Source organism: Dryocola baronae, from assembly GCF_051297175.1.
Taxonomy (GTDB): domain Bacteria; phylum Pseudomonadota; class Gammaproteobacteria; order Enterobacterales; family Enterobacteriaceae; genus Dryocola.
On the sequence record NZ_JBINNY010000001.1, the window covers coordinates 1349742 to 1363944 of the forward strand.

At 53.0% G+C, this 14203-nt stretch carries 13 protein-coding genes, 6 tRNA genes and 1 other RNA gene; 7 read left to right on the forward strand and 13 right to left on the reverse strand.

Going from position 1 to position 14203, the window contains the following annotated elements; all coding sequences use genetic code 11:
- Nucleotides 1-57: 57 nt before the first annotated feature.
- The 5 genes from crr to cysZ form a co-directional block, all read right to left on the reverse strand.
- Nucleotides 58-567, reverse strand: coding sequence for a PTS glucose transporter subunit IIA (gene crr / locus ACSPHG_RS06175; RefSeq protein WP_121266075.1), 510 nt, complete (start codon nucleotides 565-567; stop codon nucleotides 58-60).
- 40 nt (nucleotides 568-607) lie between these two features.
- On the reverse strand, nucleotides 608-2335 hold the full coding sequence (gene ptsI, locus ACSPHG_RS06180) for a phosphoenolpyruvate-protein phosphotransferase PtsI (RefSeq protein ID WP_435952628.1): 1728 nt from the start codon (nucleotides 2333-2335) through the stop codon (nucleotides 608-610).
- 44 nt (nucleotides 2336-2379) lie between these two features.
- Nucleotides 2380-2637 carry a phosphocarrier protein Hpr gene (gene ptsH, locus ACSPHG_RS06185; RefSeq protein ID WP_034459025.1) on the reverse strand — a complete coding sequence of 86 codons (258 nt, stop codon included), beginning with the start codon at nucleotides 2635-2637 and terminating at the stop codon, nucleotides 2380-2382.
- Between the two features lie 386 nt (nucleotides 2638-3023).
- A complete protein-coding gene (gene cysK, locus ACSPHG_RS06190) occupies nucleotides 3024-3995 on the reverse strand; it encodes a cysteine synthase A (RefSeq protein ID WP_121266079.1) in 972 nt (323 codons plus the stop codon).
- A 153-nt stretch (nucleotides 3996-4148) separates the two neighbouring features.
- A complete protein-coding gene (gene cysZ / locus ACSPHG_RS06195) occupies nucleotides 4149-4910 on the reverse strand; it encodes a sulfate transporter CysZ (protein ID WP_435952629.1) in 762 nt (253 codons plus the stop codon).
- Nucleotides 4911-5141: 231 nt separating this feature from the next.
- On the opposite strand from cysZ, the gene zipA reads away from it, so the two are divergent.
- From zipA to ACSPHG_RS06210, 3 genes are all read left to right on the forward strand, one after another.
- On the forward strand, nucleotides 5142-6098 hold the full coding sequence (gene zipA / locus ACSPHG_RS06200; RefSeq protein ID WP_435952630.1) for a cell division protein ZipA: 957 nt from the start codon (nucleotides 5142-5144) through the stop codon (nucleotides 6096-6098).
- Between the two features lie 68 nt (nucleotides 6099-6166).
- Complete coding sequence (gene ligA / locus ACSPHG_RS06205; protein ID WP_435952631.1) at nucleotides 6167-8185, forward strand: NAD-dependent DNA ligase LigA; 2019 nt, start codon at nucleotides 6167-6169, stop codon at nucleotides 8183-8185.
- A gap of 1 nt (nucleotide 8186) precedes the next feature.
- Nucleotides 8187-8402 carry a DUF3820 family protein gene (locus ACSPHG_RS06210; protein ID WP_435952632.1) on the forward strand — a complete coding sequence of 72 codons (216 nt, stop codon included), beginning with the start codon at nucleotides 8187-8189 and terminating at the stop codon, nucleotides 8400-8402.
- On the opposite strand, the gene ACSPHG_RS06215 is transcribed toward ACSPHG_RS06210, so the two are convergent.
- Complete coding sequence (locus ACSPHG_RS06215) at nucleotides 8399-9394, reverse strand: bile acid:sodium symporter family protein (protein ID WP_435952633.1); 996 nt, start codon at nucleotides 9392-9394, stop codon at nucleotides 8399-8401. The genes ACSPHG_RS06210 and ACSPHG_RS06215 overlap by 4 nt on opposite strands.
- Nucleotides 9395-9485: 91 nt before the next feature.
- On the opposite strand from ACSPHG_RS06215, the gene ACSPHG_RS06220 reads away from it, so the two are divergent.
- The gene (locus ACSPHG_RS06220) at nucleotides 9486-10427 is read left to right on the forward strand and encodes a LysR family transcriptional regulator (RefSeq protein ID WP_435952634.1); all 942 of its coding nucleotides are present in this window, start codon (nucleotides 9486-9488) and stop codon (nucleotides 10425-10427) included.
- Here ACSPHG_RS06220 and ACSPHG_RS06225 read toward each other — a convergent pair.
- The 6 genes from ACSPHG_RS06225 to ACSPHG_RS06250 form a co-directional block, all read right to left on the reverse strand.
- On the reverse strand, nucleotides 10424-10783 hold the full coding sequence (locus ACSPHG_RS06225) for a FlxA-like family protein (RefSeq protein ID WP_435952635.1): 360 nt from the start codon (nucleotides 10781-10783) through the stop codon (nucleotides 10424-10426). The genes ACSPHG_RS06220 and ACSPHG_RS06225 overlap by 4 nt on opposite strands.
- A 249-nt stretch (nucleotides 10784-11032) precedes the next feature.
- Nucleotides 11033-11158: non-coding RNA, RtT sRNA (locus tag ACSPHG_RS06230), on the reverse strand.
- 31 nt (nucleotides 11159-11189) lie between these two features.
- Nucleotides 11190-11265, reverse strand: a tRNA-Lys gene (locus ACSPHG_RS06235).
- Nucleotides 11266-11268: 3 nt separating this feature from the next.
- Nucleotides 11269-11344, reverse strand: a tRNA-Val gene (locus ACSPHG_RS06240).
- A gap of 33 nt (nucleotides 11345-11377) precedes the next feature.
- Nucleotides 11378-11453, reverse strand: a tRNA-Val gene (locus ACSPHG_RS06245).
- A gap of 46 nt (nucleotides 11454-11499) precedes the next feature.
- Nucleotides 11500-11575 (reverse strand) — tRNA-Val (locus ACSPHG_RS06250).
- Nucleotides 11576-11835: 260 nt separating this feature from the next.
- Here ACSPHG_RS06250 and gltX point away from each other — a divergent pair.
- Nucleotides 11836-13251 carry a glutamate--tRNA ligase gene (gene gltX, locus ACSPHG_RS06255; RefSeq protein ID WP_435952636.1) on the forward strand — a complete coding sequence of 472 codons (1416 nt, stop codon included), beginning with the start codon at nucleotides 11836-11838 and terminating at the stop codon, nucleotides 13249-13251.
- A gap of 43 nt (nucleotides 13252-13294) precedes the next feature.
- On the opposite strand, the gene ACSPHG_RS06260 is transcribed toward gltX, so the two are convergent.
- The gene (locus ACSPHG_RS06260; RefSeq protein ID WP_435952637.1) at nucleotides 13295-13651 is read right to left on the reverse strand and encodes a YfeC-like transcriptional regulator; all 357 of its coding nucleotides are present in this window, start codon (nucleotides 13649-13651) and stop codon (nucleotides 13295-13297) included.
- 222 nt (nucleotides 13652-13873) lie between these two features.
- Here ACSPHG_RS06260 and ACSPHG_RS06265 point away from each other — a divergent pair.
- Together ACSPHG_RS06265 and ACSPHG_RS06270 are read left to right on the forward strand one after the other, a co-directional pair.
- Nucleotides 13874-13949: transfer RNA gene (locus ACSPHG_RS06265), tRNA-Ala, on the forward strand.
- Nucleotides 13950-13994: 45 nt separating this feature from the next.
- A tRNA-Ala gene (locus ACSPHG_RS06270) sits at nucleotides 13995-14070 on the forward strand.
- Nucleotides 14071-14203: the final 133 nt, after the last annotated feature.

The window sequence follows — 14203 nt, forward strand, 5'->3', positions numbered from 1 at the left end:
TGTCGAAACAAAAACGGCACCGCGAGGGTGCCGTTTTTAATTCAAGGTGCGGTCAAATTACTTCTTGATGCGGATCACCGGGGTTTCACCCACGGTCACGCTACCAGACAGTTTGATCAGCTCTTTGATTTCGTCCATGTTGGAGATAACAACCGGCGTCAAAGTAGACTTGGCTTTCTCTTCCAGCAGTGGCAGATCAAATTCAATAACCACGTCGCCTTTCTTAACACGCTGGCCTTCTTCCGCGATGCGCTTGAAACCTTCGCCTTTCAGTTCAACGGTATCAATACCGAAGTGAACGAACAGCTCGATGCCGCTATCGGATTCGATAGAGAAAGCATGGTTGGTTTCAAAGATTTTGCCGATGGTGCCATCAACCGGAGCAACCATTTTGTTGCCAGTCGGTTTAATCGCGATGCCATCGCCTACGATCTTTTCTGCAAACACCACATCTGGAACATCTTCAATATTGACGATTTCGCCAGAAAGCGGGGCAACAATCTCAATGGTTCCGGTGTCTTTTTTATCATCAGAAACCAGAGATTTCAGTTTATCAAACAAACCCATGATCTTCTCCTAAGCAGTAAATTGGGCCGCATCCGGTGGATTAGCAGATTGTTTTTTCTTCAATGAACTTGTTAACCAGCGTCATTAACTCGTCCGTTGTCGGTTGAGCAAGAGCTTGCTCTGCTAACACCTTCGCATCTTCGAAGTTCGTGTTACGGATAATCTTCTTAATGCGCGGGATAGAGATGGCACTCATACTGAATTCATCCAGACCCATCCCCAGCAACAGAAGTGTAGCACGTTCGTCGCCTGCAAGCTCACCACACATACCGGTCCATTTACCTTCTGCATGAGAAGCATCAATGACTTGCTTAATCAGATTCAGTACGGACGGTGACATTGGCTGGTAAAGATGTGAAATCATATCATTACCGCGGTCAACTGCCAGCGTATACTGAGTTAAATCATTGGTACCGATACTAAAGAAATCAACTTCTTTTGCCAGATGGTGAGCAATAGTAGCCGCAGCCGGGGTTTCAACCATCACGCCGATTTCGATAGTTTCGTCAAACGCTTTACCTTCATCACGCAGTTCTGCCTTCATGATTTCGATCTCTTTCTTCAGAGCGCGAACCTCTTCAACAGAGATAATCATTGGGAACATGATGCGTAATTTACCGAAAGCAGACGCACGCAGAATAGCGCGTACCTGTGCGTGCAGGATCTCTTTACGATCCATCGCGATACGAATCGCACGCCAGCCCAGGAATGGGTTTTCTTCTTTCGGGAAGTTCATGTATGGCAGCTCTTTGTCGCCGCCAATGTCCATGGTACGTACGATAACCGCTTGCGAGCCACAGGCTTCTGCAACGGCTTTGTACGCGGCGAACTGCTCTTCTTCAGTAGGCAGAGAGTCGCGATCCATGAACAGGAATTCAGTGCGGTACAGGCCGACACCTTCAGCGCCGTTGCGCTCCGCACCGTCGATATCACGAACGGTACCGATGTTGGCACACACTTCTACCTGATGGCCGTCGAGAGTGATGGCTGGCAGGTCTTTCAGCTTAGCCAGTTCAGCTTTCTCAGAGGCAACCTGCTGCTGTACAGCGCGCAGGGATTCGATCTCTTCGTTCGTTGGGTTAACGTAAACTTTGTTGTTAACCGCATCGAGGATCAGGTAGTCGTTGTTTTTCACCTGGCTGGTAACGCTACCGGTGCCCACGATCGCTGGCAGTTCAAGAGAACGCGCCATGATGGAGGTGTGGGAGGTGCGACCGCCGATGTCGGTGATGAAACCAAGAACCTTCTGCAGGTTCAACTGAGCGGTTTCAGACGGCGTCAGATCTTTCGCGACCAGGATAACTTCTTCCTGGATAGAGCTGAGATCGATAATCGCCAGACCGAGGATGTTGCGAAGCAGACGTTTACCGATATCACGCACGTCAGCCGCACGTTCTTTCAGGTATTCATCGTCCAGTTCTTCCAGAGCAGTGGCCTGGCCTTCAATGATATCGAAAGCCGCTGCGTCCGCAGTGACTAACTTATCTTTGATGAGGGCTATGATTTCCTGCTCCAGCTCTTCGTCTTCGAGCAACATAATGTGGCCTTCGAAGATAGCTTCCTTTTCTTCACCGAAGGTTTCGCCAGCTTTAATTTTGATCGCTTCTAATTGGGCAGACGCTTTGGCGCGACCGCTCAGGAAACGTTCAACTTCCTGCTCAACTTTGTCGGCAGAAATTTTCTTCCGGTCGATGACAATTTCATCTTCCTTCAGCAAAAGTGCCTTGCCGAAAGCGATACCCGGGGATGCTAAAATGCCTGAAATCATAACCCTACCTTACTTGTGACTGATATTTACGAAGAACCCAGAACTTACTCGAGTTCAGCCATCAGTTTTACTAAATGCTCAACTGCTTTCTGATCATCTTCGCCTTCAGCAGAGATGGTCACAACAGTACCTTGGGTCAGGCCCAGTGTCTGCAGTTTGAACAGGCTTTTAGCGCTTGCGCTTTTGCCGTTGGAAGTCACAGTGATCTCAGAAGTGAAGCCTTTAGCTTCTTTAACAAACTGAGCAGCAGGGCGGGTGTGCAGACCGTTCGGAGCGGTAATGGTAACTTCTTGCTGGAACATTGTATTTCCCCAACTTTAGGTTTGGTGTTGTGGAACTAAAGTCTAGCCTGGTGACTTAACTTTAGCCTGTATAGTTAGCGTCGGCGTTAACTGTATGCGACACAGGATGCTTTAAGAATCACGAAAAGTGCTGCGGCGTTAGCCCGGCAATTCGCGTTTCGCTCGTCCTTAACCATTATGCCGTGAAGTTTGGGCTTAAACCAAATCGTAAAATCGATTCAGCAGACCAGAGTCACAAAGCGATTAATTTCGCGCATCAAAATAATTTGCTGGTTAAATACCAGACCTGGCAGGTTCAAGCAATGCTGAGGTGGGCAAAACTTTGACGAACACCACAAAAAAGCACCCTTTCGGGTGCTTTTTTCGTCAGATTTAACAAGTTGGCATCACTGTTGCAGTTCTTTCTCTGTGAAGAGGTCCGCAAACAGCGCCGTACTGAGATATCTTTCACCTGAAGAGGGAAGGATAACCACAATATTCTTATTGGTAAAGGCTTCGTCTTCCTGGAGCTTCAGCGCAGCGGCTACGGCGGCACCAGAGGAAATACCGGCCAGAATACCTTCTTCATCCATCAGGCGGCGGGCGGTAGAAATGGCTTCTTCATTAGTGATCGCAATAACCTTGTCGATAAGCTTGAGATCGAGGTTACCCGGAATGAAACCGGCACCGATACCCTGAATTTTGTGCGGGCCAGGCTTAAGTTCTTCACCCGCCAGCGCCTGTGCGATAACCGGGGAGTCAGTTGGCTCGACGGCAACGGTAATCAGGTCCGTTTTACCTTTGGTATTTTTGATGTAGCGGCTCACGCCGGTCAGCGTACCGCCGGTACCCACGCCGGAAATAAACACGTCGACTTCACCATCGGTATCTTCCCAGATTTCCGGGCCGGTGGTTTTTTCATGGATTTCCGGGTTTGCCGGGTTGCTGAACTGCTGAAGCAGAAGATATTTCGCCGGATCGCTTGCGACAATCTCTTCCGCTTTCTGGATAGCGCCCTTCATGCCTTTAGCGCCTTCGGTCAGCACTAAATTCGCGCCCAGCGCCTTAAGCAGTTTACGACGTTCGATGCTCATGGTTTCTGGCATGGTCAGGGTAAGCTTATAACCGCGAGCGGCGGCGACATAGGCCAGCGCAATACCCGTGTTACCGCTTGTTGGCTCAACCAGCTCAACGCCGGGCTTAAGCACGCCACGTTTTTCGGCATCCCAAATCATATTGGCTCCGATTCGGCATTTGACGCTGAAGCTTGGGTTGCGGGATTCGACCTTCGCCAGGATGCGCCCATTACCGATGCGGTTCAGTCGAACCAGCGGCGTATGACCGATTGTCAGAGAATTGTCTTCATAGATCTTGCTCATAGCCCGTCCTTAACTGTATGAAATTTGGGAAACCTCACCAGCATACCTGCTCATGAGTTATGCGGAAGTAAGGAAATCGCATATCTATATGTAGATGGGAAATAAGCAAAAGCAAGAAGGAATAAGGAGCGGTATAAGCCGCTCGCTTAAACATTACTTCCACATCGCGTGTTTCGAACGATAGCTGTCAACCCACATTGCCGTTGCGCCACAGACCGCGACGGGCATGATGACCAGATTCAGGAAAGGAATCAGCGTGAACAGGCTCACCAGCGAGCCGAACTGCATGTTGACGACTTTCTTCTCGCGTAGCGAGGCGCGCATATCGCGAAAGGGCACCTTATGGTTATCGAAAGGGTAGTCGCAGTACTGGATTGCCAGCATCCATGCGCTGAACAGGAACCACAGCACGGGAGCGACGGTCTGACCGATGCCGGGAATAAAATAGAGAATGAGCAACACAATCGCGCGCGGCAGATACCAGGCAAACTTTTGCCATTCGCGTTTCATAATGCGCGGCACGTCCTTCATCACGCCGAAAACGCCGGTATCGGGCGGAGTTGCCCCCGTTAATCGCGCTTCAAGCTGCTCCGCCAGCAGCCCGTTAAACGGCGCGGCAATCCAGTTGGCAATCGTCGAGAAAAAGTACCCGAACACCAGCAGCAAAGAAACTACCGCCAGCGGCCAGATGAGATAGCTCAGCCACTGTAACCAGTCCGGTACGTGTGAAAGCATGGCGGGGATCCACACGTCGAGCTGGGTAAATAACCACCAGAACGCGCCGCCCATCAAAAGAATATTCACCAATAAGGGTAAAATGACATAGCGCTTGATGCCGGGTTCACGAACCAGCTTCCAGCCCTGTGAAAAATAGTAAACGCCGCTCTTCGGGGCCGTTCCTGATGATGAAACCATGGTCGCTGTAGACTCCTTTTTCGTTAGTGCTATGACCTGCTCAGCCATCATAACCGAGCCGCGCGGGAAAAACTTATTAAGAAATGGTCGAAAAATCAGCAAAAAGTCGACCAGGTAGCATCTTTATGCTGAGAAAACCGTGTGCGTACTTGCACTTGAGCGGATGGGCAAATACTCTTAGTGAGTAAATGTTTGCCGCGTTGGCAAGGTGTTAGAACAACAGAGAATATAATGATGCAGGATTTGCGTCTGATATTAATCATTGTTGGCGCGATCGCCATAATCGCCTTACTGGTACATGGCCTTTGGACCAGCCGTAAGGAGCGTTCTTCCGTTTTCCGCGATCGTCCGTTGAAGCGCATGAAGTCAAAGCGTGACGACTACGAAGCAGAAGACGACGCTGACGATGAGGAAGATGAAGGAGTGGGTGAAGTGCGCGTGCACAGGGTAACGCCTGCGCAGCAGCCAGCGACTCGCGAGCCGGAAGCGCCTCGTCAGCCGCAAGCACCTCAACATCAATACGAGCCGCCTTACGCTTCGGCCGAGCCGCGTCGTACCGCGCCGGCACAGCAGCCTGTGCCAGAAGCACCTCGCCAGGACGTTCCTGTGCAGCCGGTTTCTGCCCAGCCGCTGGAGCCTGTTCGCCAGCCTGCGCCAGTAAGACAGCCTGAGCCTGTTCCAGAAATGGTTCAACCGGTTCGTCAGCCAGAGCCGGAACCTGAGCCAGTCGTTGAAGAGCCAGCACCGGCTCCCGCTCCGCAGGCTTTGAAAGAAACGGTTATCGTGATGAACGTTTCCGCACATGCAGGCAGCATGATTAACGGCGACGTATTGCTCAACAGCATTCAGCAGGCGGGCTTTATTTTTGGCGAAATGAATATTTTCCATCGCCATCTCAGCCCGGACGGCAGCGGTCCCGTTTTGTTCAGCCTTGCAAACATGGTTAAGCCAGGTTCATTCGATCCGGAAACCATGACCAACTTTGCAACGCCGGGCATCACAATCTTTATGCAGGTGCCTTCCTACGGCGACCCGCATCAGAACTTCAAGCTGATGTTGCAATCCGCGCAGCACATTGCCGATGAAGTCGGTGGCGTGGTGCTGGACGACCAACGCCGCATGATGACGCCGCAAAAAATGCGCGAGTATCAGGATCGGATCCGCGAGGTTGTCGAGGCCAACGCCTGATAACCGCGCAGGACAGACTTCCCCCTAAACCCCCGCATGTCGGGGGTTTTTTCTATTGATGGTGCGATATGGACTCAATTGAACAACAACTCACTCATCTGCGAACCACGCTTCGCCATCATGAATATCTGTATCATGTGCTTGATAACCCGGAAGTGCCGGACGCTGAATATGACCGGCTGATGCGTGAACTGCGCGATCTGGAAGCCGCTCATCCTGATCTCATCACGCCGGATTCACCGACGCAGCGCGTGGGGGCAGCTCCGCTGAGCGAATTTACCCAGGTGCGCCATGAAGTGCCGATGCTGTCGCTTGATAACGTCTTTGATGAGGCGAGCTACCTTGCTTTCAACAAGCGCGTGCAGGACAGGCTGAAAAGCACCGACGCCCTGACGTTTTGCTGTGAGCTTAAGCTCGACGGCCTTGCCGTCAGCCTGCTGTATGAAGACGGCGTGCTGGTTCGTGCGGCGACGCGCGGCGATGGCACCACGGGGGAAAACATTACCGCTAACGTGCGTACCATTCGTGCAATTCCTTTGAAGCTCCACGGTGAAAATATCCCACGCCGCGTAGAAGTACGTGGCGAAGTGTTTTTACCCCAGGCGGGCTTCGAAAAAATCAATGATGAAGCACGCCGTACAGGCGGCAAAATTTTTGCTAACCCGCGTAACGCGGCAGCCGGATCCCTGCGCCAGCTCGATCCGCGCATCACGGCAAAGCGCCCTTTAACGTTCTTCTGCTACGGCGTTGGCCTGCTTGAGGGGGGCGAACTTCCCGCAAGCCATATGGCGCGCCTGCAGCAGTTTAAGGCCTGGGGTCTGCCGGTGAGCGACCGTATCAGGCTTTGCAGCACGCCTGAAGAAGTGCTGGCGTTTTACCATCAGGTTGAGGCTGACCGTCCGACGCTCGGCTTTGATATCGACGGCGTTGTCATCAAGGTTGATTCGCTCGCTTTGCAGGAAACGCTCGGGTTTGTTGCCCGCGCTCCGCGCTGGGCCGTGGCGTTTAAATTCCCTGCCCAGGAACAAATGACCTTTGTGCGCGACGTTGAATTCCAGGTTGGCCGCACCGGCGCGATTACGCCTGTAGCGCGTCTAGAACCGGTGCAGGTGGCTGGCGTGCTGGTCAGCAATGCGACTTTGCATAACGCCGATGAAATCGAACGCCTCGGCCTGCGCATTGGCGATCGCGTGGTTATTCGCCGCGCAGGCGACGTGATCCCGCAGGTCGTTGGCGTGGTGGAATCTGAACGCCCGGCCGAAACCAGAGAAATTGTTTTCCCGACCCATTGCCCGGTTTGCGGATCGGACGTTGAACGCGTTGAAGGTGAGGTAGTGACGCGCTGCACAGGCGGCCTGATTTGCGGCGCGCAGCGCAAAGAATCGCTGAAACACTTCGTCTCACGCCGCGCGCTGGACGTTGACGGTATGGGCGATAAAATTATCGATCAATTAGTTGAGAAAGAATATGTGCATACGCCAGCCGACCTTTTCCGTCTGACGGCGGGCAAGCTCACCGGCCTGGAGCGCATGGGGCCGAAGTCCGCGCAGAACGTTGTGGACGCGCTGGAAAAATCGAAAACGACCACTTTTGCGCGCTTCCTCTATGCGCTGGGCATCCGTGAAGTCGGCGAAGCGACGGCGGCTGGGCTGGCAGCGTACTTTGGTACGTTAGAAGCGCTGGCGGCGGCCTCCATTGAAGAACTGCAAAAAGTTCCCGACGTGGGCATCGTCGTGGCAACACACGTATTTAACTTCTTCGAAGAAGAGAGCAACCGTGACGTGATCCGCCAGCTTACTGAGGAGGTTGGCGTGAACTGGCCCGCGCCAGTGGTCATCAAAGCCGAAGAGATCGATAGCCCGTTCGCGGGTAAAACCGTGGTGCTGACCGGCTCGCTTAGCATCATGTCGCGTGACGATGCCAAAGCGCGTCTGGTTGCGCTGGGGGCGAAAGTTGCGGGGAGCGTATCGAAGAAAACCGATCTGGTCATCGCCGGGGAGGCGGCTGGCTCCAAGCTTGCCAAAGCTCAGGAGTTGGGGATTGACGTTATCGACGAAGCGGAAATGATTCGCCTGCTGGACGCCTGATATGGACAAAGAGCAGCTTATTGAGATCGCCAATACGGTGATGCCTTTTGGCAAATACAAAGGCCGCGTGCTGATTGATGTGCCTGAAGAGTACTTTCTGTGGTTCGCCCGCAAGGACGAGTTTCCGCAGGGGCACTTGGGCGAGCTGATGAAATTAACGTTATTGATTAAAACGGAAGGGCTGGAGGGGCTGGTGAAGCCCCTCAAAAGGCCTTAAGCGCTAGCGGCGGCAGCTTTCTCGGCTGCCGCTTTTGCCGTCTGCTGCTGATAACGGCGCGCCATCACGGCGCAGATCATCAGCTGCAGCTGGTGGAAAATCATCAACGGCAGCACCATCATCCCCACGGTGGCGACCGGGAAAAGAATGTTTGCCATAGGAATACCGTTGGCGAGGCTCTTTTTCGAGCCGCAGAACACAATGGTAATCTCGTCGGCTTTATTGAAGCCAAAACGCCTCGCCATAAAGATATTTACCGCAATGACTATCCCCAGCAGCACCAGGCTCGCAACAACGATAAACAGCAGCGACCCCGCGCCAACTTTATGCCAGATCCCGTGCGTGACCGCCTCGCTAAAGGCGGAATATACCACCAGCAAAATCGACGTCTGGTCAGTTTTACCGATCCACTTTTTATGTTTAGCCACCCAGTTACCGATCCACGGGCGCGAAAGATGGCCCGCCACGAAGGGCACCAGCAGCTGCAGCATAATACTGCCGACCTGCTGCAGGCTGCCGCTTGCGCCGTGAACGTGCATTACCATGCCGACTAAAAGCGGCGACAGAAAAATCCCCAGCAGGCTGGAAGCGGAGGCGGAACAAACCGCCGCCGCGACGTTGCCACCGGCAATAGAAGTAAAGGCAATGGCCGACTGCACCGTGGCCGGCAAAATACACAGGTATAAAAATCCGGTATAGATTTCCGGGCTGACGTTAACCGGAGCCCACCAGGTAAACAACACGCCCAGCACGGGGAAAAGGACGAAGGTGCTGCACATCACCCATAGATGCAGCCGCCAGTGGCTGCTGCCTGACACAATTGCCTCACGTGAAAGCTTCGCGCCGTGCATGAAGAAAAGTAGCGCTATCGCCGCGGTGGTTAGTCCTTCAAAGAAACCAACAAAGCTGCCCTGCGCGGGGAAAAAAGAGGCCAGCAGAACGGTGCAAACCAGCGTCAGCGTGAACGGGTCGAGTACGCGAAGTATTTTCATCTCAATTCCTCAAACTGGAGTGAGGGCTATTGTGCTTCCAGTTATTTCAGAAATAAAATTGATTTATTGAATACATTGATGAATTAAACATATGAATTATTCGCTGCGCCAGCTTCGCGTTTTTGTGGCCGTTGCCCTGGCGGGCAGCTTTAGCCGGGCAGGGGAGCGCATTGGCCTGAGCCAGTCCGCCGTCAGCCACAGCGTGAAAGAGCTGGAAAATGAGATTGGCGTCAGGCTGCTGGATCGCACGACCCGGGAAGTGGTGCTGACCGATGCGGGTCAACAGCTTGCGGGGCGGCTTGAACGACTGCTGGAAGAGTTGAATACCACGCTGCTTGATATCCGCAGTGTGGGTCATCAGCTCAGCGGTACGGTGCGCGTGGCGGCCAGCCAGACTATTTCGGCACATCTCATGCCGCAGTCTATTGCCGCAGCAGCGCTTGAGTTCCCGGCCATTCGTTTCGTGCTGCACGACCGCCCGCAGCAGTGGGTGCTGCAAAGCATCCGCCAGGGTGAAGTAGATTTTGGTATCGTTATCGACCCCATTCAGGCTAGCGATTTAGACTGCGAGCCGGTGCTGTCCGAACCTTTCCTGCTGCTGTGCCGTAGCGACGACGCGCTGGCGAAAGAGAAAAGCATTTCGTGGCAGTCGCTGCAGGGCGCTAATCTTGTGCTTCAGGACTATGCGTCCGGCAGCCGCCCTCTCATTGACGAGGCGTTAGCCAGGCAGGGGATTGCGGCAAATATTGTGCAGCAGATTGGCCACCCCGCAACGCTATATCCAATGGTCGAGGCGGGAATTGGCATTAGCATACTGCCCGCGCTGGCGCTACCGCTGCCCAAAGGTCGGCCTTTGATTGTGAAACGCCTTACGCCCGTGGTCGAGCGGCAGCTCATGCTGGTACGCCGTAAAAACCGTTCGCTTTCCCGAGCGGCTGAGGCCATCTGGGAGGTCATTCGCCAGCAGGCGCAGCAGCTCACCGCGGCCCGCCGGGGCAACCCTCTGTTCGATGATTCAGCCGGTGAAAGCTAGATAAGGATATCGATCTGATGATCGTCAGAAGGATAGTTCACGCCTTCTGCCTTAACCTGCTGTTTTTCCTGCTTCTGCTGCGCTTCTTCCGCCTGCTGACGCTGAAGCTGGGCCAGCTGTGCCTGCAGCATCTTAATCTGCGCTTGTATCAGCTCCTGCTGTTTTTTCTTTTCGTCCGCAGAGCCGCTGCCGTTGGCAACGTCTTTGAGCTGCTGGGTCAGCTTGGTAATTTTTTGCGTAATGCTGCTAATCTGCGAGGCGAGGCTATTGCCTGAACTGCTGGAGGTACTGGTACTGGTTGTGGTACTGGCCGATACGGCACCGCCCTGCAGCGAAGTGCTATTGATAGTGGTCATGATAACTCCTTGATGAGAATGACTAAGAGGTTATCGGCACGTGGTGGTGAAAGGTTAGGGCACAGGACGCGGTTTTGTTGGGAAGGTGAGAGTTTGTACTTCAGTGAACTTGCGGCGGATGGCACTTCGTTTATCCGCCCTACAAATTAATTGAAGCCGCAGATTAAATGGCGTTTTAGGTCGTACAGCAGCGCCAACCGACATTTTATTCACATAGCAAAAAGGCGCCTTTAGGGCGCCTTAATACATTGGTGGGTCATGCAGGATTATTCGGCCTTTGGCCTTACCCTTCGGGCCGTTGCTAAAGCAACGTTGTGTCGCTGCGCTCCACTCGAACCTGCAGCAGGTTCTCATCATGCCCGAATCGCACATAGCAAAAAGGCGCCTTTAGGGCGCCTTAATACATTGGTGGGTCGTGCAGGATTCGAACCTGCGACCAATTGATTAAAAGTCAACTGCTCTACCAACTGAGCTAACGACCCGAATGGTGGGTGATGACGGGCTCGAACCGCCGACCCCCTCCGTGTAAAGGAGGTGCTCTACCAACTGAGCTAATCACCCAAACTTCGGTACTGCTAATCATAAGAGGAGAGATGGTGGGTGATGACGGGCTCGAACCGCCGACCCCCTCCGTGTAAAGGAGATGCTCTACCAACTGAGCTAATCACCCATCTCTAAATCTCTTACTACACCGCGGAGCAACACTCACTAATGAATGGTGGGTGATGACGGGCTCGAACCGCCGACCCCCTCCGTGTAAAGGAGATGCTCTACCAACTGAGCTAATCACCCCCGCTGTGTGGAGTCGCATTATAGGGAGAGTTGAAAATGAGTCAACGCCTTTTCTAAAGAAATTGTTCGTTCGTCTTAAAATTAGTCAATGCGATCGCTAATTATCCATTGGCGATTGATTTCTCACCAGAATATGCCGTTTAGCGGCAACTAAATGCATCAACATTGAGGAATCAGCCCACAGTGGTAGAATGTTGCCCACTATTTCTTCCCTGGCATTTGCCGGATCCCCGGTACTTTTGCGTAATTAAGGCCGTTCAATGAAAATCAAAACTCGCTTCGCGCCAAGCCCAACAGGCTATCTGCACGTCGGTGGTGCTCGTACCGCTCTCTATTCCTGGCTTTTTGCTCGTCACCAAGGCGGCGAGTTCGTGTTGCGTATCGAAGATACCGACCTCGAACGTTCAACCCCGGAAGCTATAGAAGCCATCATGGACGGTATGAATTGGTTGAGCCTTGAGTGGGATGAAGGCCCGTACTACCAGACTAAACGTTTCGACCGCTACAACAGCGTAATCGACGAAATGCTGGAAGCGGGCACGGCGTACAGATGCTATTGCTCTAAAGAACGTCTTGATGCATTACGTGAAGAGCAAATGGAAAAAGGCGAAAAGCCACGTTACGACGGTCGCTGCCGCCACGGTCACGAACATCACGCCGCTGATGAGCCATGCGTGGTGCGTTTTGCCAACCCGCAGGAAGGCTCCGTTATTTTTGACGACCAGATCCGTGGTCCAATCGAGTTCAGCAACCAGGAACTGGACGATCTGATCATCCGCCGCACCGATGGTTCACCAACCTACAACTTCTGCGTTGTGGTCGATGACTGGGATATGGAAATCACCCACGTTATTCGTGGCGAAGACCATATCAATAACACGCCGCGCCAGATCAACATCCTGAAAGCGTTGAATGCGCCGGTGCCGCTTTATGCGCACGTTTCTATGATTAACGGCGACGACGGTAAAAAGCTGTCCAAACGCCACGGCGCGGTGAGCGTTATGCAGTACCGTGATGATGGCTATCTGCCAGAAGCCTTGCTGAACTACCTGGTACGTCTGGGCTGGGCGCATGGCGATCAGGAGATCTTCACCCGTGAAGAGATGATCGAGCTGTTCTCTTTAAATTCCGTCAGCAAATCCGCCAGCGCGTTCAATACCGAAAAACTGCAATGGCTGAACCACCACTACATTAATCATCTGCCGCCGGAATACGTTGCAACCCAGCTGCAATGGCATATCGAGCAGCAAAATATCGACACGCGTACCGGGCCTCAGCTGGCCGATCTGGTGAAGCTGCTGGGCGAACGCTGCAAGACGCTCAAAGAAATGGCGGAAACCTGCCGCTACTTCTATGAAGACTTCAGTGAGTTTGATGCCGATGCCGCTAAAAAGCACCTGCGCCCGGTTGCCCGTCAGCCGCTGGAAGTGGTGCGCGACAAGCTTGAAGCGCTGAGCGACTGGACGGCAGAAAATGTACACAATGCTATTCAGGCCACGGCCGATGAGCTAGAAGTCGGGATGGGTAAAGTGGGCATGCCGCTGCGCGTTGCGGTGACCGGTGCAGGTCAATCGCCAGCGCTTGATGTTACCGTTCATGCTATTGGTAAACAGCGTTCCGTTGCACGCATCAACAAAGCATTAGGTTTTATTGCTGAGCGCGAAGCCCAGCAGTAAGTTTGAAGGCAATAAAAAACCGGCGCATAGTCGCCGGTTTTTTTTAATCGTTATCGCGAATACCGAGGCGTTTTAGCACGCCGGCAATCCCTTCTCGCAGAATCAGCGCGGACATTTTCTGCTGTTCAACTTCCGACATTTGTTTCATTGACTGAAGCAGCAGCCCTTCGAGCGTGGAATCATTAATCGTATAGATGCCCGGTCTGTCAGCGGCGCGTTTCGCGTTGTTGATGAACTCCTGCACGCGTTCATCAATGTGAATTAACCTGGCCTTTCCGCCCTGTACACCGGGTTTCTGAGTCGTTGTCCACTTCTCTTTGCGCACCCATTTATTGATGGTTTGCCGACTGTAACCAGTCAGCGTGGCCAGTTCTTCAGGTGTCATTCGTTCCTTGAGCACGGTGTATTCCTTTGTTGAAGACGGTTATTAGGGGTTCATTTTATGTGATCGTTTTACTGGAAACTGTGACAGGATTAACTACCGGGGGACGATATGCAATCCCGATCTCCCTGAGTTGATTGCTTTTTCGACGTTTGATCGCAGAAGAAGATTTTGGCGTTGACACGCTTCTATGGGTTTCATATTATGCCGCCCGTCAACACGACAAGGTTTCTACGGTTCGGGGCTATAGCTCAGCTGGGAGAGCGCTTGCATGGCATGCAAGAGGTCAGCGGTTCGATCCCGCTTAGCTCCACCAAATCTTCTCCAGCAAGATTTGCACCGTAGAACCAAAGCCTATCGTGGGGCTATAGCTCAGCTGGGAGAGCGCTTGCATGGCATGCAAGAGGTCAGCGGTTCGATCCCGCTTAGCTCCACCAAAATACAAAACCCTCGCCTGATGGCGGGGGTTTTTTGCATTCTGGCTCCTGTAAATCCCCTCCGTATTGTCTCGCGCTGCCTTGGTCTCAACCGTTATCAGACATTTTGTGAATGATATTTATTCCGCACTTT

Excerpts from the sequence above, each read along its gene's own strand:
- zipA (WP_435952630.1), top strand. The coding sequence starts at position 5,142 with ATGATGCAGGATTTGCGTCTGATATTAATCATTGTTGGCGCGATCGCC.
- ptsI (WP_435952628.1), bottom strand. The coding sequence starts at position 2,335 with ATGATTTCAGGCATTTTAGCATCCCCGGGTATCGCTTTCGGCAAGGCA.
- ACSPHG_RS06215 (WP_435952633.1), bottom strand. The coding sequence starts at position 9,394 with ATGAAAATACTTCGCGTACTCGACCCGTTCACGCTGACGCTGGTTTGC.
- ACSPHG_RS06210 (WP_435952632.1), top strand. The coding sequence starts at position 8,187 with ATGGACAAAGAGCAGCTTATTGAGATCGCCAATACGGTGATGCCTTTT.
- gltX (WP_435952636.1), top strand. The coding sequence starts at position 11,836 with ATGAAAATCAAAACTCGCTTCGCGCCAAGCCCAACAGGCTATCTGCAC.
- ptsH (WP_034459025.1), bottom strand. The coding sequence starts at position 2,637 with ATGTTCCAGCAAGAAGTTACCATTACCGCTCCGAACGGTCTGCACACC.
- ACSPHG_RS06225 (WP_435952635.1), bottom strand. The coding sequence starts at position 10,783 with ATGACCACTATCAATAGCACTTCGCTGCAGGGCGGTGCCGTATCGGCC.
- cysK (WP_121266079.1), bottom strand. The coding sequence starts at position 3,995 with ATGAGCAAGATCTATGAAGACAATTCTCTGACAATCGGTCATACGCCG.
- ligA (WP_435952631.1), top strand. The coding sequence starts at position 6,167 with ATGGACTCAATTGAACAACAACTCACTCATCTGCGAACCACGCTTCGC.
- cysZ (WP_435952629.1), bottom strand. The coding sequence starts at position 4,910 with ATGGTTTCATCATCAGGAACGGCCCCGAAGAGCGGCGTTTACTATTTT.
- ACSPHG_RS06220 (WP_435952634.1), top strand. The coding sequence starts at position 9,486 with ATGAATTATTCGCTGCGCCAGCTTCGCGTTTTTGTGGCCGTTGCCCTG.
- crr (WP_121266075.1), bottom strand. The coding sequence starts at position 567 with ATGGGTTTGTTTGATAAACTGAAATCTCTGGTTTCTGATGATAAAAAA.